Origin of the sequence: Alloalcanivorax venustensis (genome assembly GCF_047495515.1) — a bacterium.
In the GTDB taxonomy this organism is placed as follows: domain Bacteria; phylum Pseudomonadota; class Gammaproteobacteria; order Pseudomonadales; family Alcanivoracaceae; genus Alloalcanivorax; species Alloalcanivorax venustensis.
This window is the reverse complement of record NZ_CP179934.1, coordinates 766,615-788,085: the sequence shown is the minus strand read 5'-3', so window position 1 is coordinate 788,085 and position 21,471 is coordinate 766,615. Positions and strand designations below refer to the sequence as shown.

The following is a 21,471-nucleotide window of genomic DNA, read 5'->3' as shown; positions in this document are numbered from 1 at the left end:
CCGCGGGTGGCCCGCCCGGAGACCGCGGCGGCCACGCATAAAAAAGGCCGGCGGGGAGCCGGCCAGTTGGGGAAGATCATGGCGCGGGGCGAACCCGCGCCCGTGGGCACATCCTTTTGCCCGGGGTTGAGCATTACGGTGAGCGCGTAATGGGTTTCAGGCGGTGGCTTTGAGCCAGTCGGTCAGCTCGTCGGCGCCACCGATACGCTGGCCTTCGATGTACACCTGCGGCGTGGTGCCGGCGCCGGTGACGGCGGCCAGGGTGCTGTAGCTCAGGCCACGGTTGCCCAGTTCGATTTCCTCGAACTTGAAGCCGGCGTCGCGCAGTTCGCGCTTGGCGCGGGCACAGTGCGGGCAGCCCGGCTTGGTGAAGATGGTCACCCGTTGGGGCAGGGACGCTTCACCGTTGATGTGGGTCAGCATGGTGTCGGCGTCGGACACTTCGAACGGGTCGCCGGGCTTCTCCGGCTCAATGAACATCTTCTCGATCACGCCGTCCTTCACCAGCATGGAATAGCGCCAGCTGCGCGGACCGAAACCCAGATCCTGCTTGCCGACCAGCATGCCCATCTTTTCGCTGAACTCGCCGTTGCCATCCGGAATGAAACGGATGTTGTTGGCGTCCTGATCACCGGCCCAGGCGTTCATCACGAAGCCGTCGTTCACCGACAGACAGATGATTTCGTCAATGCCGTTGGCTTTGAACACCGGCGCCAGTTCGTTGTAACGCGGCAGATGCGTGGACGAACAGGTCGGCGTGAACGCGCCGGGGAGGGCGAACACCACTACGTTTTTGCCGGCGAACAGATCATCAGTGGTAACGTCTTTCCACTCGTTCCCTTCGCGGGTACGGAACGTAACTTCAGGTACTTTTTCGCCTTCACGATTCTCCAACATTAAATGCTTCCTCCTGTTCGGTGCATCGGAATGTGGCTGAATGATGAGAGCATGGTAGCCACCGCGCCCTCATCAATAAAACGGATAGTTTCTATATAGCGAATAGCCCTTCGCTATCAATCGCCCAGGTGGGCGGACAGCATCCAGGCGGCCTTCTCGTGGATCTCGATACGCTCGCTGGCGATTGCCGCGGTGCCTTCGTCCTCATGGCCGGCGGCCAGCTTGAGCACCTTGTTGGCGCGCTCCGCCACGATGCGATGGTCCGCGGTCAGCGTCTTCAGCATTTCCGTGGCGTCCGGCTCGCCCTCGGCGTCCTTCACGGAAGACAGACGGGCGAAGGCCGCGTAGCTGCCCGGCGCTTTATCGCCCAGGGCGCGAATGCGCTCCGCGATGGTGTCCACCGCCGTCGCCAGCTCGGTGTACTGCTGTTCGAACAGCAGGTGCAGGCTGTGGAACATCGGGCCGGTGACGTTCCAGTGGTAATTGTGGGTTTTCAAATACAGGGTATAACTCTCCGCGAGCAGTTTACTCAGCTCCTGGGAGACTTCTTTGCTGTGTTCAATCATGGTGCTCTCCTTTGCGGGAATGTCCGGATTGACTCCAATACCTTCACGCTAAGCCCTTGGGGTCGGAACCGCGAACTCATTTTCGATATACTCGTCATAGCTTGGTGCAATCGAACCTTTATCCGCGCTTTGCAAGCCGCAAAGCCAGCGCTCATGATGCGCGTTTTCAGTGAACGGCGGGTTAACACTCAAGGAACGTGTATGACGACACCTTCTACACCCTCCGCGTCTTCCGAGCCGGGTCAGCCGGACTACCCTCTGATCGAAGAGGTGATCAACAGCCTCACCCATGCCATCGGCCTGCTGCTGAGCATCGCCGGCACCGCGGTACTGGTGGCGTCGGCCAGCGTCCAGGGCGACCCCTGGAAAATCGTTTCCTTCAGCGTGTTCGGCGCCAGCCTGGCGCTGCTGTACGGCGCCAGCATGCTCTACCACGGCAGCCGGCGCCCGCATTGGCGGGCGCTCTACAAGATGCTGGATCACTGCGCGATTTTCGCGTTGATCGCGGGCACCTATACGCCGTTTCTGCTGGTCAATATGCGCGGCACCGTGGGCTGGACCCTGTTCGGCGTGATCTGGGGGCTGGCGTTCACCGGTATCGTTCTGAAGCTGCGTTTCGGTAACCGCTACAAACTGGCCCGGGTGGGGATTTATCTGGCCATGGGCTGGCTGGTGATGTTCGCGTCCGGGGAGCTGATGGACACGGTCAGCCCGTTGGGCTTCTGGCTGCTGCTCGCCGGCGGCATCACCTATACCGCCGGCGTGGTGTTTTATCTGGCCGACCGGCTGCCGTACAACCACGCCATCTGGCATCTGTTCGTGGTGGGCGGCAGTGTCTGCCATTTCTACGCTATCTACTACGCGGTGCTGCCCGCCTGACGGGCCTCAGAGCAGCGCTTCGATGTCGTCGGCGAGCTTTTCCGGCTTGTCTTTCGGCGCGTAGCGCTTGACCACGTTGCCGTCGCGATCGACCAGAAACTTGGTGAAGTTCCATTTGATCGCCTCGGTGCCCAGCAGGCCCGGCGATTCCGATTTCAGAAACTTGAACACCGGATGGGCGTTGTCGCCGTTGACGTCCACTTTTTCGAACATCGGGAACGAGACGCCGTAATTCTTCTCGCAGAAGGCGCCGATTTCCTCGGCCTCGCCGGGCTCCTGGCGGCCGAACTGGTTGCAGGGGAAACCCAGTACTTCCAGCCCCCGGTCGGCGAAGTTGGCGTACAGCTTCTGCAGCCCTTCGTATTGCGGCGTGAAGCCGCACTTGCTGGCGGTGTTCACCACCAGCAGAACCTTGCCCTTGTAGTCGGAGAGGGGCTTTTCCTCGCCGTTGAGCGTGCGTGCCTTGTAGTCGAAAAGACTCATGGACCTTCTCCTTATCAAAGGGCGGTAACGCCGGCGGGCACTCAGGCCCGCCGGCCCGGCGGTGCGCCTAGTCCGAGTATAGCGCGTCCACCACCGCTTTCGCGGTCACTTCGCTGGACGGCGGGTTCTGACCGGTGACCAGGCGCCCGTCGGTGACCACCTGGGGCTCGAACTTGCCCTTGTTGTGGATCTCCGCGCCCAGCTCCTGGAGACGGCTTTCCAGCAGGAACGGCATCACCTCGTCGAGGCCCACTTCGCGCTCCTCTTCGTTGGTGAAGCAGCTCACACGGCGGTCCTTGACCAGCGGCACGCCGTTTTCGTCGCGCACCCCGACCAGCGCCGCCGGGCCGTGGCAGACCGCGCTGATTACACCGCCCTGGGCCCAGGTACGCTCCAGCACGCCGGCCACCAGCGGGTTGTCGGGCATGTCGAACATGGCGCCGTGACCGCCGGGCACGAATACCCCGACGAAGCCGTCTTCCCAGATTTCCTCCAGGGGGCGGGTGTCCTCCAGCTCGGCGATGGCGTCCTTCCACTGCTCTTTCTGCTCATCGTCGGGCACCGAGCGGGGATCGATCGGCACCTTGCCGCCGGTGGGGCTGGCGACACGCACCGGCACCTTGTTGTCGCGGAAAATCTGGTAGGGGATCGCAAACTCTTCCAGCCACAGACCGGTCTGTTGCCCCTGACCCATCTGCGATGCGCTGGTGACCAGCATCAGAAGTGGCTTGTCCAAATTCATAGTGGCTCCTTGTCGATATTCCGCTTGACGCTGACAGACGCGGCATCAAGATGTGATGAACTTCATTCGCCGTTTCCCACAGCGTGGGGGCGGCCTTCACCATTTCAACGACCGGCCCCGGACGGATACTCAAACCATGAACTGGGAACAATTGCTCAACAAGGGCCGCCTGGGACACCGCGACGCCAAGGACGAGACCGGCCGCACCGCCTTCCTGCGTGACCATGACAAGATCATCTTCTCCGGCGCCTTCCGGCGCCTGGCGCGCAAAACCCAGGTGCACCCGCTGGCCACCAACGACCACGTGCACAACCGGCTTACCCACTCCCTGGAAGTGTCCTGCGTGGGCCGCACCCTGGGGATTCGGGCCGGCGAGCGCCTGCAGGCCCTCGGCCACCTGCCGGAGGGCGCCGGCGCCACCGACCTGGGCGATATCGTGCAGTCGGCCTGCCTGGCCCACGACATCGGCAACCCGCCGTTCGGCCACACCGGCGAGCGGGCGATCCGCGCCTGGTTCCAGGAGCGCGGCCAGCGTTATCTGGACCTGCTCACGCCGGAACAGCAATCCGACCTGATCTACTTCGAGGGTAACGCCCAGGGTTTCCGCATCCTCACCAAGAGCGAATACCACCAGTACGACGACGGCATGCGCCTGACCTACGCCACCCTGGCCACCTTCCTTAAGTACCCCTGGCTGTCGTCCCGTGCCGCCGAGGGCGGCCTCAAGCCGGGCAAGTACAGCGCCTTCCTGTCCGAGGCCGACGCCTTCCAGGAGGTGTGCGCGGCCACCGGGCTCAGGGAGCTGGCGCCCGGCCGCCATTGCCGGCATCCGCTCGCCTACCTGATGGAGGCGGCGGACGACTTCTGCTACGCGATCATTGATCTGGAAGACGGGCTGGAGATGGACCTGCTGCACTGGGACGAGGTCTACGCCCTGCTGCAACCGGCGCTGCCGGATAACAACGAAGTGCGCCGCCTGGTCCATTCCGAGCTGCGCGACGGCCGCAAGGCGGCGCTGCTGCGCGGCAAGATCATCGAACGGTTTATCGAGGCGGGGGTCGAGGCCTTCGTCGCCAACCACCAGCCGTTGCTGGCCGGCAGCATGGACGGCGACCTGCTGCACCATTGCGAACCGGCGGTCTACGACGTGGTGGAGAACGCCAAGCAGCTGGCGCGCGGCAAGGTGTTCGAGCACCCGCGCAAGATCGAGCTGGAAATCGGCGCCTTCGAGGTGATGGGCGCCCTGCTGGACGGCCTGATCGAGGCGTCGCTGTCCCACGCCCGCGGCGCCACGCGCAACTACCGCCACGAGCGCATCATCGACCTGATCGGCCGCCACAGCTTTCCGGACGGCCTGGCGGACATGGACGAACAGGAGCGGCTCTACCAGTGCATCATGCGGGCGCTGGATTTTCTTGCCGGCATGACCGACAACTACGCCACCTATCTGGCCAAGCAGTTCTCCGGCATGGCGGAGACGCGCTACTGAAGCACCGGGCCCGCTAAAGCCGCAGCGCTTCGAGCTGCTTGGTAAGGGCCTGGCTGAACGCGTCCGGCTGCTCCCACTGGGGGAAATGGCCGGGGTACGCCAGCACCGTTTCGGTGACGCGGCCGGCGCAACGCTGGCGCGCGGCTTCCGGAATCATTTCGCCGTTGATCGCGAACAGCGGCGCGGTCACGGCGGCGAACGCGGGCTCCGGGTTCCAGCGCAACAGGTCGCCCCACAGGGGCAGCATTTTATCGGCGGGCGCGGAGGCCATCTGGCCGCCGAGCGCCTGTTTGCGGTGCTCCGGCATGGCGTCGGAGGTGTTGGCGTCCACCAGCCTGCCCACCGCCGCCGGGAAATCCTCGTGGAAGCCGCGCTCGATGCCGGCGGCGTCGTCCTCGGACAGATCGCCGTAGGGAATGATGAAGGTGTCGACGAACACCACGGCGGCCACGGATTCCAGCAGCGCCGCCGCCTCCAGGGCCACGGCGCCGCCCATGGAGTGGCCCACCAGCACCACCCGGCCTGGCCGCCGGGCACGCACCAGGTCGGCGATATCCCGCGCCATGCCCGCCACCGTCCAGGTGCCCGGGGTCGCGGCGGAGTCGCCATGGCCGGGAAGATCCGGCGCCAGAAAACTCACCGTCTCCGGCGCGCTGTCCAGGTAGGCGTGCCAGTCGCCGCGCCGGCAGCACCAGCCGTGCACCAGCACCACCAGGGTGTCGCCGGCGCCGTTCTTCTCGGTGGCCGCCAGCCGGCGCCCGTCACTCAGTATGACTTCCCGTTCCAAGTTGTTTCCCCCTAAGCGGATAAAAGGCTCGATGCGCCAGCGGACGGCGCCGCCAGTCGCCATGGTGCAGTGGCCGCCCGGCCGGGGCGCTGGCGCGCAGGTACACCCAGGCGCGCCCCCAGGGCGTGTCGATCAGGCGCCGCTGGTAGTCAGCCGGATAGCCCTCAAGCACGTCCAGGCGCTGCAGAATCAGGCGGCTGATCCGATAGACCTCGCCGGTCACGGCGGTGCGGGTGCGGCCACCCGACGACAGCACCGGGTAAGGGCCCAGATCGGTCAGCGTGAAGCGTGGCGGCGTGGTCCACCGGCCGAGACATGACGCGCCCTTCAGCCAGGCGTGGTTGCTCTCCCCGGCCAGCAGCGTGCCGTAGACAAACACTCTCAAGAAAACGTCTCCACCCGTGACGGCAGCGTAATTCGCGGTGTCGGCATTTTGCGGTCGGTAGTCCAATCGTTACGTTGACGCGGCGGCGACGCCGGCGCGCTTTGTTTTGTGACATAGTTGGTCGCGGGGGACAAGAACACATTGGGGGTTTTATGGAAGGTTCGGGCAGGCTGCCTTACACCGGGGCGGGCCATCAGGCGCTTCTGGATACGCTTTACGCCACACCCACGGATCAGTCGCTCTGGCGCGGCTTTCTCCAGCAGCTGGTCGCCGTCAGCCAATCCCGGTCGGCCCGCCTGCTGGTGCTCGACAAGGCGGCGGAGACGGTGCGCTCCAGCAGCAAAATCAATATCGACGACCGCGCCCACCAGAACTACGTGGATCATTTCGTCAACACCTGCCCCTGGCGACCGGAACTGAAGGAGAAGCCCGCCGGCCGCCTGTACTCCACCTACCTGGATTTTTCCTGCCGTCAGCGTCGTTTTTACAAGACCGAGTTCTATAACGACTGGGCCCGCAAGCTGGATATCCACCACGGCGTCTGCGGTACCGTCTACCAGACCGATGAATACACCATCCAGCTGCTGGTGCAGCGCACCGGCGGACAGGGCCCCTACGAGGCCCAGGACACCGCCTGGTTCAATGAACTGGTGCCCCATGTGCGCCGGGCCATCGATCTGACCCGCCATCTCCATCAACTGGAATGGAGCAGCCGCGGTGGCCGGCTGGCCGGGCACCGGCCGTACGCGGTGCTGGGCCACGGCGGCCGGGTGGCATTCCTTTGCGACCGGGCCCAGGCGCTGATCGCCAAGGAGGAGGCGCTGAGCTGTCGGCATGGGCGTCTGGCACCGAAACGGCAGGACCTCCGCGAGCGTTTCATGGCGCTGGTGAACGAGGTGATCGTCGGCGCGGGCCGGGACTGGCGCCACCCGGGAGGTGCCGTCACCCTGCCCCGGCGCGGCGGCGGCCAGCTGGTGTGCATGGTCAGCCCGATGGCACCGGAAAACAGCGCCGCTCTGCTGGCGCCGGAAGGTCGCGCGCTGGTGTACTTTCATGCGCCCGAGTACGAAGGCGCCGTGGACGAGGGGCAGATCGCCGAGCTGTTTGATCTGACCCCGGCGGAAGCCCGCGTGGCCCGGGCCATCGCCGAAGGCGGCGACCTCAAGACCCTGGCGGCCGGTCTGTCGTTGTCGGTGGATACGCTGCGCGGGCAGCTGAAGTCGGTGTTCCGGAAAACCGGCACCCGCCGGCAGAACGAACTGGCGGCGAGGATTCTCCGCTCGCCGGCCCTGCGCGCCGCGGAAACGCTGCCGATCAAACTGTCCTAGCGCCGCTCAGTCGATCAGCGGCAGCCGGTGCTCCAGGGTGGCGGCCCGCACCGCGTCGGGGATGCGGATTTCCGTGGCCAGGGGCAGATGGTCGGAAAGCAGGCAGTCGGTGAGCACCCGGCTGTGGCTGACCTCCAGCTCGGGGGACGCCAGGATATGATCGATGTGCCGGTCCGGGGCCCAGCTCGGGAAGGTGTTCAGGTCGCCCTCCACGGCGCGCAGGCCCAGCTCCGCCAGCGGCGAACTGCCCAGGTGCTCCAGCCGGCAATTGAAATCACCCACCACCACGGCGTAACGAAACGGCGACAGCAGGCGGGTGATGTAGGCCAACTGGGTGTTGCGCATTTTCTCGCCCAGCGCCAGGTGCACCACCGCCAGCACCAGCGGCTCCACCGGGTGGCCGAACTTGACCAGGATCACGCCGCGCCCGGGCAGGCCGGGGAGGATGTGGTCCTCCACGGAATAGGGCGTCAGGCGGCTCAGAAAGCCGTTGCTGAACTGGCCCAGCCGGCCCAGGTTGCGGTTGAGTTGCTGATGCCAGAAGGGGAAATCGGCCAGGGACGCCAGATGCACCAGCTGATTCACGTTGCGTGAACGCAAACTGCCGCCATCCACCTCCTGCAGGCCGACCACATCGAAATGGCGAACCACATCGGCGATCTGCTCGATGGTCTCGACACTGCGCGGGTGCGCCACCAGATGCTTCCAACTGCCGGTGAAATACTCCCGGAACCGGCTGGTGCCGATGCCCGCCTGAATGTTGAAGCTCAGCAGCCTGAGGGTGTCATCCGGCAGGGTGACCTCGCGCACCCGGCGGGTGCGGCGGTGGCCTTCGCGTACGAAGGAAAACCCGGCGGGCCGGGTTTTCCAGGACTGGTACGCGGTTCGCGCGCGCTCCAACAGCATTCAGCTTGAACTCCCGAAAGGGCTAGCGGCGTTCCTTCTTCACCAGGAAGTCGATCACGTCGAACATTTCCTGATTGTTACGCAGGCCGTCGCGAAGAATCAGATACTTCCCGTTGACCACGAAGGACGGTACGCCGCGGATCTGGTAGTCGCGGGCCAGCGCGTCGGTCTGACGCAGCTTGGTGGACACCCCGAAAGAGCTGTAGAGCTGGTTGAACTCATCCTCTTCCACGCCGTATTTGGCGAAGAAGTCGGCCAGCGCGGTGGGGGTGAACAGCGGCTCCCGGTGCTTGTGAATGGCGTCGAACAGGGGTTTGTGGATCTCATCCACCTTGTCGAGGATGTCCGCCACATAGTAGGCGCGGGCCAGGGGCTCCGCGTTCTGCAGGAAGGTCACCGGCGAGCGGACGTAGTTAACGTGCTCCGGCTTGTCTTCCAGCCAGTCCTCGATCACCGGCTCCAGACTGAAGCAATGCGGGCAGATGTAGGAGAAGAACTCGCGCACTTCCACCTGACCGGGCTCGTCCACATTGCCGGGATTATCCAGAACCTTGTAGTGGGTCCCTTCCGCGTAGCGGGCGTGCTCGCCGCCGGATTCCTGTGCCCAGGCCGCCGCCGTCAGAGTCAGGCCGAGCAGTACCGCCATAACCGTTCGCAACATGAGGTTCTCCTTGTTGTTGGCTGTTCCACTTTGATCGTGGCAGATAGGACCGTGATAACGCGAAAACGCTCCCCACGGTCACGGAAAGTTGCATTATTACCGCATTGGCGCCGTCTTGCCCATGAACGGCGGCCACAAAAAAGGCAGCCGGAGGCTGCCTTTTCGCTGAACGCCGATCAACAGCGGGTTATTCGTCGCTGTCGCGCTCCGGCGCGGAGAGACCCGCCACGAAGCTGGAGACCGCCTGGATCTGGGCGTCGCTCATCTTCGCCGCCAGGGTGCGCATCATCGCCTGGGGATCGTTGTCACGCTTGGCCATGTCGCCGATGTCCTCGCGGCCGACGGCGCGGAACGCTTTCAGCTGGCTTTCCGTGTAGGCGGGCTGCTGGCCGGCCAGTGCCGGGAAACCGGCGGCGTCGACGCCCTGACCGGCGGGGCCGTGACAACCGGCGCAGGCGGGGATGCCCTGCTCCACGTCGCCACCGCGATAGATACGCTCGCCCATTTCCACCAGGTCCGGCTTCACCTGGCCGGTTTTCACGGACTGCTCGGTGAAGAAGGCGGCCAGGTCCTGCATGTCCTGCTCGCTCAGATTGGCGGCCTGGCCCTGCATGATGGCGTTCTCGCGCTCACCGGATTTGTAGGCCTTAAGCTGCTTGATCAGGTAGCGCTCGCCCTGCCCCGCCAGACTCGGGTACTGGCCGGAGGGGGAATTGCCGTCCGGGCCATGGCAGGCCGCGCATACCTGGGCTTTCTCTTTACCGGCTTCCGGGTCGCCCTCGGCCAGGGCGAAGGGGGTGGCCACCACGGCAGCCAACAGCACGAACAGCTTGAAACACTTCATGGCCTTTCCTTCAAGAGCAGGGATTACTTGGTCATGTATTCAATAAGAGCACGATAATCTTCTTTGGAGCAGTCGCCGCACATGCCGCCCGGGGGCATGGCGTTGTAGCCCTCCTCGACGTGCTTGACCAGCGTGTCCATGCCTTTGTCCATGCGCGGCTTCCAGGCGGCCTGGTCCCCGGTTTTGGGGGCGCCGGCGGCACCGCTGGCATGGCAGTAGGTGCAGCTCTGATCATAGAGCTCTTTGACGGATTCGGCCTGGGCACCGGCCGACAGGCTCATAGCGATGGCGAGGGCGAGCCCCGTGGCAAAACCTTTCATGTGAATCTCCCCATGAGCTGGCGACATGCTGGCTTACTCAGGCGTCGGCGCCGAATTTGCCTTTGCACACAAACACCTGTAGAACGTCGGCCGCACGGCGAACGCGCGACGGCGCGCATTATATACTAGAGGTTCGCTCCCGTCATATGCCTTATTAAAGGCGCGGGTATTCGCTGTCCGCGCTCACTGAGAGACCGATAATGGCCCAAGATCCGACCCAGCGCCTTCTCCACCAGGCCCGCTTCCTGAAAAGCGCCCAGAACGTGGAACAGTGCCCCCCGGACGCGGGTTTCGAGGTGGCCTTCGCCGGCCGCTCCAACGCCGGCAAATCCAGCGCCATCAACCGCCTCACCGGCCAGCGGACCCTGGCGCGCACCTCCAAGACCCCGGGCCGCACCCAGCTGCTGAACTTCTTCGAGCTGGACGAGGAGCGGCGCCTGGTGGACCTGCCCGGCTACGGCTACGCCAAGGTGGACAAGGTGACCCGCCAGCAATGGCAGCGCGACCTGGACGATTATCTGGCGCGCCGGCAAAGCCTCACCGGGCTGGTGCTGCTGATGGACATCCGCCATCCGCTCAAGGATTTCGACCGTCTGATTCTGGAATGGTCGGCGCGCGCCGGCATGCCGCTGCACCTGCTGATCACCAAGGCGGACAAACTCAAGTACGGCGCCGCCAAGAACACCCTGCTGCAGGTGCTCAAGGACGTCCGCGATCACCCGGCGCCGCTCAGCGCCCAGCTGTTTTCCGCCACCAACGGCAGCGGCTGCGACGAGGCCTGGCGCCAGCTCGGCACCTGGTTGGCGGTGCCGCCGGACCCGGCGGGCTGACCGGGTCCGTCACTCCGGCGACGTTTTACGACACCGCTCTGGCGCAGGGGCGGCACCGGCCAAAGCGTGCCGACTCAGTGTAACCCACTGACATAAAACGTCTTTTACCGATTTCCAAAAACAGGCATGCCTCTTGCTTCAGTGAACGGCAAGAAGAAGGAAGAGGGGAAGTCCCACTTTTCAGTGGGCAAAAAAAATCCCTGGCAGCAAGTGGGGGAAGGGAACGACTGCGCTGCCAGGGAGGCTTGCCGCCCCAGCCTCCTGGGGGAGAGACCGGGGTGTCCAGAAGCTACGAACCGGTGAGGGTACTGGGGGATCGGGGGTACCGGTCCGTAGCTATTGATTAGGACTGGCCGCCTTTGGAAAAAGTTTCCACGTCCTAATACCTTTTACAAATTTCATAATTCCTGCACAACAAGCACTATTAAACCCGCTTGCGGCTACTGCTTCCAGGGGCCGCCGCGGGTATCTTCCCGGCGCTTCAGATTGCGGTGCATGGCCGCCTTGGCCAGCATGTGCGCCGATACCGGTGCGGTGATAAACAGGAACAGAACGATCAGCACTTCCTGGAGCTGCAACGCCCGCTCCTGCCAGGAGAAAAACAGCAGCGACCCGAGAATGGTGCCGCCCACGCCCAGGGTGCTGGCTTTGGTCGGGCCGTGCAGACGCAGATAAAAATCCGAAAGCCGCACCAGGCCGATGGACCCCACCAGCGCGAACACCGCCCCGACCAGAATGAAGGCACTGACCAGAAATTCAACGATCTCGTTCATAGTGTCGTCCCTACTCGATGATGTCGCCACGCAACATGTATTTGGCCACCGCCACGGTGCTCACGAAGCCGATCAACGCGATCAGCATGGCGGCCTCGAAATAGAGCTTGCTGTCCGAGGAAATGCCGTACAGCACGATCAGCCCGATGGTGTTGATGTACATGGTGTCCAGGGCCAGGGCCCGGTCCGGCAGCGTGGGCCCGCGCAACAACCGGTACAGGTTGAGCAGCAGGGCCAGCACGAACAGCCCGAAGGCAATCGTCAGCGCGGTCTCTAGCATTCGAAAATCTCCTTCAGTGGCCGCTCATAGCGCTGCTTGATCTGCCGGATCATGGCGTCTTGGTCGTCCACGTCGAGGGCATGGATCAGCAGGGTGCGCCGGTCCTCGCTGACATCGGCACTGACCGTGCCCGGCGTCAGCGAGATGGTGCTGGCGAGCAGCGTGATGGCGAACTCGTCGGTGAGGTCCAGCGGCAGCTCCACGAACCCGGGCCGCAAACGCCGGGGCGGCCCGAGGATCAGAATCGCCACCGCCATATTGGCGGTGAGAATGTCCCAATGCACCACCAAGACGAACCGCACCAGCTTGGGGAAGTTGCGCAGGCGCGGCACATTGGGCCAGAAAGACTGGGTGCCCAGCGGCAGCACCACCGCGAGCACCAGACCGAGCAGGGCGTGCCCCCAGGAGAAGCCGTTAAGCAGCATCCAGGTGGCCCACAGAAACAGGCTCAACAGCGGAAACGGCAATACTCGACTCATAACGCACTCTCCCCGGCGCCCAGCACCGCGTCGATATACAGGCCGGGCTGCGCCCACTGCCCGGCCACCGCCAGGCAGGCTTCAAGCACCGGCTCGCCCCAGATCGCCAGCGCCGGGGTGGTGGCCAGCAGCGCCACCGTGGCCGCCAGGCGCGGCCCGTCCAGGCTGCGTTCTTCGCCGTCGCCGGTGGCCCGCCAGAACAGCGTCGACCCGGCCCGGCTCAGGCCGATCAGGGCGATCAGGCCGCCGCCCAGCAACAGCAACCAATAGACCGGCGCCGGCACCGCCTGCATCAGGGCGACCTTGCCGATAAAGCCGGATAACGGCGGCAGGCCGACCACGGCGATGGCGCCGGCGAAAAACAGCGCGCCGAGCACCCCGCGGCCGACGGGGGACGGCCCCGCTTCAAGCCGGTCCGCCAGTTCCCCACGCCCCCGGGACACCAGGTCCGCCAGCAGAAACAGGCCGCCGCACACCAGGGTCGAGTGGATCAGGTAGTAAAGCATGGCGCCGAAGGCCTCCGGCGACGACCAGGCCAGCCCGGCCACCAGCGTGCCCACCGACATCACCAGCAAATAGGCCACCATTTCGCCGAGGCGGCGGGCGCCGAGCACGCCCACCGCCGCCAGGCCCAGGGTGATCAGCGCCAGAATCCACAGCGGGTCCCGGCCCAGCCCGGCCAGCGCGCCGCCGCTGAACGCCAGGCCGTACACCCGGGCGATGGCGTAAATGCCCACCTTGGTCATGATCGCGAACAAGGCCGCCACCGGCGCCGTGGCGCTGGCGTAGGTGGCCGGCAGCCAAAAGTAGAGCGGGAACAGCGCCGCCTTCAGGCCGAACACCACCCACATCAGCAGGCCGGAAAGGCGCGCCAGATCCAGGCTGTTACCCTCCATCTCACTCACTTTGACCGCAAAGTCGGCCATATTGAGCGTACCGGTGGTGCCGTAGGCGAGCCCCAGCGCAACCAGGAACAGCGCCGAACCGATCAGGTTGAGCACCACATAGTGAATGCCGCCCTTCACCCGGGCCGGGCCACGGCCGTGCAGGGCCAGCCCGTAGGAGGCGATCAACAGCACCTCGAAGAACACGAACAGGTTGAACAGGTCGCCGGTCAGGAAGGCGCCGTTGATGCCCATCAGCTGCAGCTGGAACAACGCGTGGAAGTTGGCGCCGCGCCGGTCGTCGCCACGGCTGCCGTAGATCAGCGCCGGCAGCGCCAGCACCGCCGTGAGCAGCACCATCAGGGCACTCAGCCGGTCGAGCACCAGCACGATGCCGAACGGCGCCCGCCAGTCACCCAGCTGATACACGCCGATATCGCCGCTGGCCGCCTGCTGCCACAGGCCCAGCGCCACGGGGATCAATGCCAGGGTCGCCAGCAGACCGGTGAGGCGGCGCAGGCGCTGGCGTTCGCGGACCTCCAGCAAAAGCAGCATGCCCGCGAACGCGGGGATCAGAATCGGCGCGATGATCAAATGTTCCATCAGCCGTCCTCCCCGTCGGAGCCACCGTCCACGTGATCGCTCTTCATTTCACCCTGGCCGCGCAGGGCCAGCACCACCAGAAAGGCGGTCATGGCGAAACCGATCACGATGGCGGTCAGCACCAGCGCCTGGGGCAAGGGGTCGCTGGCGTTTTCGGACATGCCCACCACCGGCACCTGGTTCAGGCTCAAGCGGCCGGATACGAACACGAACAGGTTGACCCCGTAACTGAGCAGCGTAATGCCCAGAATCACCGGGAAGGTGCGCGCGCGCAGGGTCAGATAGACGCCGCAACCGACCAGCGTCGCGATGATCAACGCAAGCATCACTTCCATCAGGCGCCTCCTCTCTGGCCGCTTTGGTCAGGGTCATTCCCGGCGCCGGTGCCGGCGCCCTTGTCGTCCAACAGCGACAGCTTGCCCAGGTTCGCCAGCATCAGCAGCGTGGCGCCCACCACGGTGAGGAACACACCGGTATCGAACAGCATGGCGCTGGCCACCTCGAACTTGCCCACCAGCGGCCAGTGGATGTAATCGAAGGTGCTGGTCAGGAACGGATGGCCGAACAACCAGGAGGCCACCCCGGTGATCCCGGCCAGCAGCAGGCCCAGCGCCACCACCGGGTGGTAGTCGCCGGGCATGCGGTGGTGCATCCAGCCCACCCCGGAGGCCACGTACTGCAGCAACAGCGCCACCGACGTCACCAGGCCGGCGATAAAGCCGCCGCCGGGCAGGTTATGGCCGCGCAGGAAGATGTACACCGACACCAGCAGGGCCAGCGGCAGCAACGGCCGCGAGATGGTCACCAGCACCAGCGGGTGCGCGTCCCGCGCCCAGGGCCGGCCAGTGGAATCCGCCCGGGGCGAGGTCAGCTTGAGATCCTTGAGCAGCGCGTAGATGCCCATGGCGGCGATGCCCAGCACGGTGATCTCACCGAAGGTATCGAAGCCCCGGAAGTCCACCAGGATCACGTTGACCACATTGGTGCCACCGCCGCCCGGCTTCGCGTTCTCCAGGAAGAAGCCGCTGATGCTGTTGAAGTCGCTGGTCATCATGGCGAACGCCATGACGCCGACGCCGCCGCCGACCACCACCGACAGGAACAGATCGCGGAACACTCTGAACACGCCGGATTCGGCGCTGGTGCGCACCGGCAGAAAGTACATCGCCAGGATCAGCAGCATCACCGTGACCACTTCCACGGAAAGCTGGGTGAGCGCCAGATCCGGCGCCGAGAAGCGCACGAACACCAGCGACACCACCAGCCCCACCACGCTGATCGACATGATCGCCGTCATCCGGTGGCGGTGCAGAATGGCGGTGATCACCGCGGCCACGATCAACATGGCGCCGGCCAGCAGCGCCACCCCGTCCAGGGGCAGCAGCGCCCGGTCGCCGCTCAGCAAACGCGGCCCCAGCTGCGTCAGCAGCACCAGCGAGACCACCGCCAGCAACCAGGCCACATAGGTCTGCAGGGAGCCGTTGCGCAAGCGCCCGCTCAACGCCCCGGCGAACCCCGCCACCGCCTGCATGGCGCGCTCGAAAATCAGGTTGGCGTTGATCTCGGGCAGGCGCGCGTGCCACCGGAACAGGCGCTGCCGCTGGCTGTAGACCAGCACGCCGCCGACCAGGGCGATGACGCTCATCAGCAACGGCAGGTTAAAGCCGTGCCAGATGGAAAGATGGTATTCCGGCAGGGTGCCGCCAAGCGTGGCGGTGCCGGCCACCGCCAGCAGCCCGGCCACGGTGAGCGCCGGGAACACGCCCACCGCCACGCACAACGCCACCAGTATCTCCACCGGCACTTTCATGTAACGGGGCGGCTCATGGGGCGGAAACTTGGGCAGGTTCACCGGCTCGCCGTTGAAGAAGACGTCGTGGATAAAGCGCGCCGAATAGGCCACCGACAACACGCCGCCCAGGGTGGCGCCCAGCGGCAGCACCCAGCTCAGGGCCCCGAGGCGGTCGGACTGCAGGGTCTCGGCGAAGAACATCTCCTTGGACAGGAAGCCGTTGAGCAACGGCACCCCGGCCATCGCCGCCGAGGCCACCATGGCGAGCACCGCGGTGTACGGCATGTAACGCCACAAGCCGTTGATACGGCGCATGTCCCGGGTGCCGGTTTCGTGATCAATGATGCCGGCGGCCATGAACAGCGACGCCTTGAAGGTGGCGTGGTTGATGATGTGGAACACCGCCGCCACCGCCGCCAGCTCGGTGTTCAGGCCGAACAGCAGGGTGATCAGACCCAGATGGCTGATGGTGGAATAGGCCAGCAACCCTTTCAGGTCGTGCTGGAACAGCGCCGCCAGCGCCCCCCACAGCAGCGTCGCCATGCCGGCCAGCGTGACCAGGTCGAACCACAGGTTGGTGCCCGCCAGCATCGGGTAGAAGCGGGCCAGCAAAAACACCCCCGCCTTGACCATGGTGGCGGAGTGCAAGTAAGCACTTACCGGCGTCGGCGCCGCCATGGCATGGGGCAGCCAGAAGTGGAACGGGAACTGGGCACTCTTGGTGAAAATACCCAGCAGCACCAGGCACAGAATCAGCGGGTAGAGCCCGCTGGCGCGGATGGCGTCGCCGCTGGCCAGCGCCTCGCCCAGGGAATAGCTGCCCACCACCTGGCCGATCAGCAGCACCCCGGCGAGCAGCGCCAGGCCGCCCAGGCCGGTGACCGTGAGCGCCATGCGCGCGCCCTTCCTGGCGCCGCTGTTGTGCGACCAGAAACCGATCAGCAAGAACGAGCTGAGGCTGGTGAGCTCCCAGAACACCACCAGCAGCAGCAGGTTGTCACTGGTCACCACCCCCAGCATGGCGCCCATGAAGAGCAGCAGGTAGGCGTAAAACCGCCCGGCTTTTTCATCGGCGGACAGGTAGTAGCGCGCGTACAGAATAATCAGCAGGCCGATGCCCAGCACCAGCATGGCGAACATCAGCGCCAGGCCGTCCAGGCGGAACGCCAGGTCCAGGCCCAGGCTGGGCAGCCACTGCAGTGAAGAGAGCACCGTTTCGCCGGCGATCACCCGTCGCGCGGGCGCCACCATCAAAGCCAGCGCCAGGGCCGGCAACGCCGCGGCGCTCAGCGCCAGCAGCGTGCGCGAGGCCCTGAAACGTTCGGCCAGCGGCGGCAGTGCGGCCCCCAGAAAGGGCAGCAGCACCAGAATGGAAAGATTCATAGGCAATCCGTTGTCAGTTGCGGCAACGCCGCGTCGAGCTTATCAGTAAATCATCAACTCAGCGTGACAACGGGCGGATCCGGGAAATAGGGGCGGCGGCCCCGCCGCGGGCAGTGGGCGGGCATACTGATCATTCTGTGGTGCCGCAATTGGCAGTCCATACAAAACCGAATCACTGAAAAGGGTCCGTAGTATGCCACGCCGATCCGGGGCGAACACAAGACCGGCCCGCCACCCGGGTATCAGAGCTCGCCCACGAATTGATTATAGAACTGCCGGGCGGTGCGCCCGGAGCGCCCGCCGCGCTCCATGGAAAAGCGGCGGGCGAGAATGTGCAGCCGGTCGCGGTCGGCGACCTCGCCGAACAGGTGATCGACGATCTGGAAATACTGCGCTTCATTGATCGGGTAAAAGCTCAGCGACAGGCCGAACCGGTCGGACAGGGAAATCTTCTCTTCCACCACGTCGCCGTGGTGGATCTCACGGCCCACCACCCGGCTCTGCTCGTTGTCGGCCTGGTACTCGGACACCAGGTGGCGGCGGTTACTGGTGGCGTACAGGCGGACGTTCTCCGGCGGCAGCTCCAGCGAGCCTTCCAGCACGCTTTTCAGGTGCTTGTACTGGGTTTCACCGTCCTCGAAGGCAATGTCGTCGCAGTACACCACGAAACGCTGGGCGCGCTCGCGCAGATCATCGACGATCTCCGGCAGGTCCACCAGGTCGTGCTTTTCCACCTCGATCATGCGCAGCCCGCGCGGCGCGTATTCGTTCAGCAGCGCTTTCACCAGCGACGACTTGCCGGTGCCCCGGCTGCCCCACAGCAGCGCATGGTTGGCGGGCTTGCCGGCCAGGAAGCGTTCGGTGTTCTGCACCAGCTTCCGTTTCTGCGTGTCCACGCCGAGCAGATCGTCCAGCGCCACCGGGTCCAGGTGCCGCACCGGTCTCAGCCGTTGCTGTCTGGGCCGCCAGATGGCGGCCGCTTCCGCGCGCCAATCAACGTGATTCATGGTGTCCCCGTTGGAAATCAGGTCAAAAATATTGCCACGGTCGGCCCGGCGACTAAAGAACTTGCTTGCCCGCCCCGGGTCCACCTTTAACATGGACCCAGGATAAAACACGCAACCGACCCCGGAGACACCCATGATTCGCTTCCCTCTCGCCGGCCTTACGCTGATCCTGGCAGCCGCGGGCTGCGCCCATACCCCGGCGAACCTCCCCGACAACGCCCGCCCCTGCCCGGAACCGCGGCCGCAAATGTGCACCATGGAATACCGCCCGGTGATCGGCCTGGACAAGAACGGCGAAACCCTGGGCGAATACAGCAACGCCTGCAGCGGCTGCGCCAAAGAAGGCGTCGCCTATACCGTGCCGGTTAAATAACGTCCAAGGACACCGCTTTGCCGCTTTCGCCCGTACGCCGGTTACTGGACTTCGACGCGCAATACCGCCGCGACCAGCAGCACACGCCGGACTTTCTGCATCGCCGCGACCGCCGTCTGGCGCTGGCCCGTGAACAGGACGGCGCGCCGCCGCCGGACGCCGCCGCCTGGCTGAGCGCGGTGGACGCCCCCGGCGCCGGCGCGGCGCTGCGCCCCTGGCGCCGCGGCCGGGCCGCGCTGACCCTGGCCGGCGCGGTGCTGGGCGTGCTGACCATGCTCGGCGTGCTGTACGTGGACGGCCAGGGCCGCATCAACGTCACCCTGATTCTGGCGCTGGCCCTGCTGCAACTGCTGCTCGCCCTGGCCACCACCGCCCAGGCGTTAAGCGGCCGGCGCCCCTGGGGCCGGCTGCTGGGCCGGGGCGACGGCGCGCCGCCGGTACTCCGCCAGCTGCACCCGCAGCTGGCCGCCCGCGCCGCCCACGGCGCCGGCCTGGCGTTCGCCGCCACCGCCCTGCTCACCCTGCTGGTCCAGGTGCTGGTGCGCGATCTGGCGTTCGGCTGGAGCACCACCCTGCAGACCTCCGCGCCCGCCTATCACGCCCTGGTGGAACAGCTTGCCTGGCCCTGGCGCGGCTGGCTGCCCGGCGCCGTGCCGGGCCTGGAACTGGTGGAGCAATCCCGTTACTTCCGGCTCGGCGGTGAGGCTCCCGCCGACCCGGAACGCCTGGGCGCCTGGTGGCCGTTCCTGGCCATGCTGTGGCTCTGCTATGTGCTGCTGCCCCGGCTTATCCTGCTGGGGCTGGCGCGGCTGCACCTGAACCACCGCGCCGGCGTGCTGCTGCGACGCCACCCGGGCTGGGCGGCGCTGCGCCAGCGCTTCGCCACGCCCTGGGTGGACAGCGGCCCGGCACCGGTCGCCGCCGGCGCCGGCCCCGCGGTACCGCCCGCCGACACGCTGGCGCCGCCGCCGGAAAGCGGCGTGGTGATCCGCTGGGCCGGCGCCGGCAGCGCCGACCTCGCCCGAAACCTGCTCCAGGACGCCCCCATGCAGGTGCTCGAAGCCGGCGGCAGCGCCAGCCTGGAACAGGACCGCGACACCCTCACCCGCGCCGACCTGGGCCTGCCGGTGGTGGTGCTGACGCGCGGCTGGGAGCCGCCCACCGGCGAACTGGCGGACTTCCTCGACGACGCCCGCCACAGCCTGCCGGCGGACACCGACATCGTGCTGCTGCCGCTCGCCGCCGACGATCAAACCGCTCTGGTGGACGGCGCGCTGCTGGCCCAGTGGCAACGCTTCGTGGACCGGCACCGGCCGGTCAGGCTGTGTCGCCCATGAGCGAGCGCCCCCTGCCCCGTTTCGCCGTGGTCGGCCACCCCAACAAGGGCAAGTCGAGCATTGTCGCCACCCTGGCCCAGAACGACGGCATCGCCATCGCCCTGGAGCCGGGCACCACCCGGGAGAACGGCCACTACCCGCTGCGCGTGGACGACCGGCTGCTGTACGAACTGATCGACACCCCCGGCTTCCAGCGCCCGCGCCGGGTGCTGGCCTGGCTGCAGGCGCACAGCCTGTCCGCGTCGGACCGGCCGGACACGGTGCGCGCCTTCGTCACCCAGCACCGCGACGACCCCCGTTTCCATGACGAATGCCAGCTGCTGACGCCGATACTGGAGGGCGCCGGCATTCTCTATGTGGTGGACGGCGCGGTGCCTTACAGCCGCGAGCAGGAAGCGGAAATGGAAATCCTGCGCTGGACCGGCCGCCCCAGCCTGGCGCTGATCAACCGCATCGGCGCGGGCGACCACCTGGCCGACTGGCGCGCCGCCCTGGGTCAGTACTTCCAGATCGTGCGCGATTTCGACGCGGTGCACGCCCCCTTCGAGGCCCATCTGAGCCTGCTGCGCGGTTTCGGCCAGCTGGCCCCGGAATGGGAAGCGCCGCTTGAGGAGGCCACCCACCATCTGCGCGATCAGCGCCGGCACCGCCAGCATCAGGCGCTGCAACTGATCGCCGCCGCCCTGGCGGACATGCTCACCCACCGGGAAACCGGCCGGCTGCGCGACGACGGCAACCGCGACGCCCTCGAGCACGAACTCGGCCAACGCTGGCGGGACTGGCAGCGCCAGCGGGAGCAGCGCCTGCGCCGCGACGTGGAAGCCCTCTATCAGCACCGCCACCTGCGCCGCCGGGAGCAGGCCCTGGCGTGGCAGCCGGGCAGCGACCTGTTCAGCGAGCAGGCCCGCCGGACCTGGGGCGTCAGCCGCACCTACCTGGCCACCGCCGGCTTCGGCGCCGGCGCCCTGGGCGGGGCCGGCATCGACGCGCTCGCCGCCGGCCACTCGCTGGGGGCCGGTGCCCTGATCGGCGGCGTGCTGGGCGCCGCCGGCAGCGTCTTCTACGGCGGCAAGTACGCCGACAAACTGGGCGCGCTGAAAGTGCTGGAGCGCTTCACCGGCGGCGCCGAGGCCGGCTTCGGGCCGGTGCGCGATCCGCAGTTCGGCTATGTGGTGCTGGGCCGGGCCCTGGAGCACTGGCATCAGGTCAGCCACCGCAACCACGCCGGGCGTGACCCGCTCACCCTGGGCGACGCGGACCGCCACTGGCTGGAACAGTTGCCCCGGGGGCAGCGCCAGCGTTTGCAGAAGGCGTTGCAGGATCCGCCGCGTGAGCCCGGGGATGTGAAGCGCCGGGATGGTCTGGAAAGCGCTGTGGGGCAGGCGGGTGAGGCGTTTCTTACTTGGCGATCGGCGGCGTCTTAAAAGCGTCTCTGGCATCCTG

24 protein-coding genes are annotated in these 21,471 nt (G+C 66.1%); 7 read left to right on the top strand and 17 right to left on the bottom strand.

Annotated features, from left to right (window positions below):
- Positions 1 to 156: 156 nt before the first annotated feature.
- Both ACMG4O_RS03780 and ACMG4O_RS03775 read right to left on the bottom strand, forming a co-directional pair.
- Positions 157 to 897, bottom strand: a complete 741-nt coding sequence (locus tag ACMG4O_RS03780) for a glutathione peroxidase (RefSeq protein ID WP_067604764.1) — start codon at positions 895 to 897, stop codon at positions 157 to 159.
- Positions 898 to 1,013: 116 nt separating this feature from the next.
- Positions 1,014 to 1,463: a Dps family protein gene (locus ACMG4O_RS03775; protein ID WP_142947627.1), complete on the bottom strand. Its 450-nt coding sequence runs from the start codon at positions 1,461 to 1,463 to the stop codon at positions 1,014 to 1,016.
- A gap of 201 nt (positions 1,464 to 1,664) precedes the next feature.
- Between ACMG4O_RS03775 and trhA the strand changes: the two genes are divergently transcribed.
- Complete coding sequence (gene trhA / locus ACMG4O_RS03770) at positions 1,665 to 2,342, top strand: PAQR family membrane homeostasis protein TrhA (RefSeq protein WP_142947628.1); 678 nt, start codon at positions 1,665 to 1,667, stop codon at positions 2,340 to 2,342.
- A 6-nt stretch (positions 2,343 to 2,348) separates the two neighbouring features.
- Here trhA and ACMG4O_RS03765 read toward each other — a convergent pair whose 3' ends face one another.
- Complete coding sequence (locus tag ACMG4O_RS03765) at positions 2,349 to 2,825, bottom strand: glutathione peroxidase (protein WP_142947629.1); 477 nt, start codon at positions 2,823 to 2,825, stop codon at positions 2,349 to 2,351.
- Between the two features lie 67 nt (positions 2,826 to 2,892).
- Positions 2,893 to 3,567 carry a type 1 glutamine amidotransferase domain-containing protein gene (locus ACMG4O_RS03760; protein ID WP_142947630.1) on the bottom strand — a complete coding sequence of 225 codons (675 nt, stop codon included), beginning with the start codon at positions 3,565 to 3,567 and terminating at the stop codon, positions 2,893 to 2,895.
- 136 nt (positions 3,568 to 3,703) lie between these two features.
- Between ACMG4O_RS03760 and ACMG4O_RS03755 the strand changes: the two genes are divergently transcribed.
- A complete protein-coding gene (locus ACMG4O_RS03755; RefSeq protein ID WP_142947631.1) occupies positions 3,704 to 5,056 on the top strand; it encodes a deoxyguanosinetriphosphate triphosphohydrolase in 1,353 nt (450 codons plus the stop codon).
- 13 nt (positions 5,057 to 5,069) lie between these two features.
- Here ACMG4O_RS03755 and ACMG4O_RS03750 read toward each other — a convergent pair whose 3' ends face one another.
- Positions 5,070 to 5,843 carry an alpha/beta fold hydrolase gene (locus ACMG4O_RS03750; protein WP_414434466.1) on the bottom strand — a complete coding sequence of 258 codons (774 nt, stop codon included), beginning with the start codon at positions 5,841 to 5,843 and terminating at the stop codon, positions 5,070 to 5,072.
- Positions 5,818 to 6,222, bottom strand: a complete 405-nt coding sequence (locus ACMG4O_RS03745; RefSeq protein ID WP_414434854.1) for a gamma-glutamylcyclotransferase — start codon at positions 6,220 to 6,222, stop codon at positions 5,818 to 5,820. The genes ACMG4O_RS03750 and ACMG4O_RS03745 overlap by 26 nt, the downstream gene beginning before the upstream one ends.
- Positions 6,223 to 6,380: 158 nt before the next feature.
- Between ACMG4O_RS03745 and ACMG4O_RS03740 the strand changes: the two genes are divergently transcribed.
- On the top strand, positions 6,381 to 7,556 hold the full coding sequence (locus ACMG4O_RS03740) for a helix-turn-helix transcriptional regulator (protein WP_414434465.1): 1,176 nt from the start codon (positions 6,381 to 6,383) through the stop codon (positions 7,554 to 7,556).
- A 6-nt stretch (positions 7,557 to 7,562) separates the two neighbouring features.
- Here ACMG4O_RS03740 and ACMG4O_RS03735 read toward each other — a convergent pair whose 3' ends face one another.
- The 4 genes from ACMG4O_RS03735 to ACMG4O_RS03720 form a co-directional block, all read right to left on the bottom strand.
- Positions 7,563 to 8,462, bottom strand: a complete 900-nt coding sequence (locus ACMG4O_RS03735; protein ID WP_414434464.1) for an endonuclease/exonuclease/phosphatase family protein — start codon at positions 8,460 to 8,462, stop codon at positions 7,563 to 7,565.
- A 22-nt stretch (positions 8,463 to 8,484) separates the two neighbouring features.
- Positions 8,485 to 9,123, bottom strand: a complete 639-nt coding sequence (locus ACMG4O_RS03730) for a thiol:disulfide interchange protein DsbA/DsbL (RefSeq protein ID WP_067612190.1) — start codon at positions 9,121 to 9,123, stop codon at positions 8,485 to 8,487.
- A 187-nt stretch (positions 9,124 to 9,310) separates the two neighbouring features.
- Entirely contained in the window at positions 9,311 to 9,967 is a 657-nt protein-coding gene (locus ACMG4O_RS03725) for a c-type cytochrome (RefSeq protein ID WP_142947636.1), read from the bottom strand.
- Between the two features lie 23 nt (positions 9,968 to 9,990).
- Entirely contained in the window at positions 9,991 to 10,287 is a 297-nt protein-coding gene (locus tag ACMG4O_RS03720) for a c-type cytochrome (RefSeq protein ID WP_067610052.1), read from the bottom strand.
- A 200-nt stretch (positions 10,288 to 10,487) separates the two neighbouring features.
- Between ACMG4O_RS03720 and yihA the strand changes: the two genes are divergently transcribed.
- Positions 10,488 to 11,117 carry a ribosome biogenesis GTP-binding protein YihA/YsxC gene (yihA, locus tag ACMG4O_RS03715; protein ID WP_142947637.1) on the top strand — a complete coding sequence of 210 codons (630 nt, stop codon included), beginning with the start codon at positions 10,488 to 10,490 and terminating at the stop codon, positions 11,115 to 11,117.
- Positions 11,118 to 11,557: 440 nt separating this feature from the next.
- Here the strand turns inward: yihA and ACMG4O_RS03710 are convergent, their stop codons facing one another.
- The 7 genes from ACMG4O_RS03710 to ACMG4O_RS03680 all read right to left on the bottom strand — a co-directional run bounded on the left by ACMG4O_RS03710 (position 11,558) and on the right by ACMG4O_RS03680 (position 18,318).
- Complete coding sequence (locus ACMG4O_RS03710) at positions 11,558 to 11,890, bottom strand: Na+/H+ antiporter subunit G (RefSeq protein ID WP_142947638.1); 333 nt, start codon at positions 11,888 to 11,890, stop codon at positions 11,558 to 11,560.
- A 10-nt stretch (positions 11,891 to 11,900) separates the two neighbouring features.
- Complete coding sequence (locus ACMG4O_RS03705) at positions 11,901 to 12,170, bottom strand: K+/H+ antiporter subunit F (RefSeq protein WP_142947639.1); 270 nt, start codon at positions 12,168 to 12,170, stop codon at positions 11,901 to 11,903.
- Positions 12,164 to 12,649, bottom strand: coding sequence for a Na+/H+ antiporter subunit E (locus ACMG4O_RS03700; RefSeq protein ID WP_142947640.1), 486 nt, complete (start codon positions 12,647 to 12,649; stop codon positions 12,164 to 12,166). The genes ACMG4O_RS03705 and ACMG4O_RS03700 overlap by 7 nt, the downstream gene beginning before the upstream one ends.
- A complete protein-coding gene (locus ACMG4O_RS03695) occupies positions 12,646 to 14,136 on the bottom strand; it encodes a monovalent cation/H+ antiporter subunit D (RefSeq protein WP_414434463.1) in 1,491 nt (496 codons plus the stop codon). Before ACMG4O_RS03695 ends, ACMG4O_RS03700 begins: the two co-directional genes overlap by 4 nt.
- Positions 14,136 to 14,471 (bottom strand): Na+/H+ antiporter subunit C, encoded by a 336-nt coding sequence (locus ACMG4O_RS03690; RefSeq protein WP_142947642.1) that lies wholly within the window; start codon positions 14,469 to 14,471, stop codon positions 14,136 to 14,138. Before ACMG4O_RS03690 ends, ACMG4O_RS03695 begins: the two co-directional genes overlap by 1 nt.
- Positions 14,471 to 17,311, bottom strand: coding sequence for a monovalent cation/H+ antiporter subunit A (locus ACMG4O_RS03685; protein WP_414434462.1), 2,841 nt, complete (start codon positions 17,309 to 17,311; stop codon positions 14,471 to 14,473). The genes ACMG4O_RS03690 and ACMG4O_RS03685 overlap by 1 nt, the downstream gene beginning before the upstream one ends.
- Before the next feature lie 242 nt (positions 17,312 to 17,553).
- On the bottom strand, positions 17,554 to 18,318 hold the full coding sequence (locus ACMG4O_RS03680; RefSeq protein WP_142947644.1) for an ATP-binding protein: 765 nt from the start codon (positions 18,316 to 18,318) through the stop codon (positions 17,554 to 17,556).
- A 133-nt stretch (positions 18,319 to 18,451) separates the two neighbouring features.
- On the opposite strand from ACMG4O_RS03680, the gene ACMG4O_RS03675 reads away from it, so the two are divergent.
- Genes ACMG4O_RS03675 through ACMG4O_RS03665 form a run of 3 tightly spaced genes read left to right on the top strand, consistent with a single transcriptional unit; the run spans position 18,452 to position 21,452 of the window.
- Positions 18,452 to 18,691, top strand: coding sequence for a kazal domain protein (locus tag ACMG4O_RS03675; protein WP_142947645.1), 240 nt, complete (start codon positions 18,452 to 18,454; stop codon positions 18,689 to 18,691).
- A 17-nt stretch (positions 18,692 to 18,708) separates the two neighbouring features.
- Positions 18,709 to 20,028 carry a DUF2868 domain-containing protein gene (locus ACMG4O_RS03670; protein WP_414434461.1) on the top strand — a complete coding sequence of 440 codons (1,320 nt, stop codon included), beginning with the start codon at positions 18,709 to 18,711 and terminating at the stop codon, positions 20,026 to 20,028.
- Complete coding sequence (locus ACMG4O_RS03665; RefSeq protein ID WP_414434460.1) at positions 20,025 to 21,452, top strand: GTPase/DUF3482 domain-containing protein; 1,428 nt, start codon at positions 20,025 to 20,027, stop codon at positions 21,450 to 21,452. Before ACMG4O_RS03670 ends, ACMG4O_RS03665 begins: the two co-directional genes overlap by 4 nt.
- Positions 21,453 to 21,471: the final 19 nt, after the last annotated feature.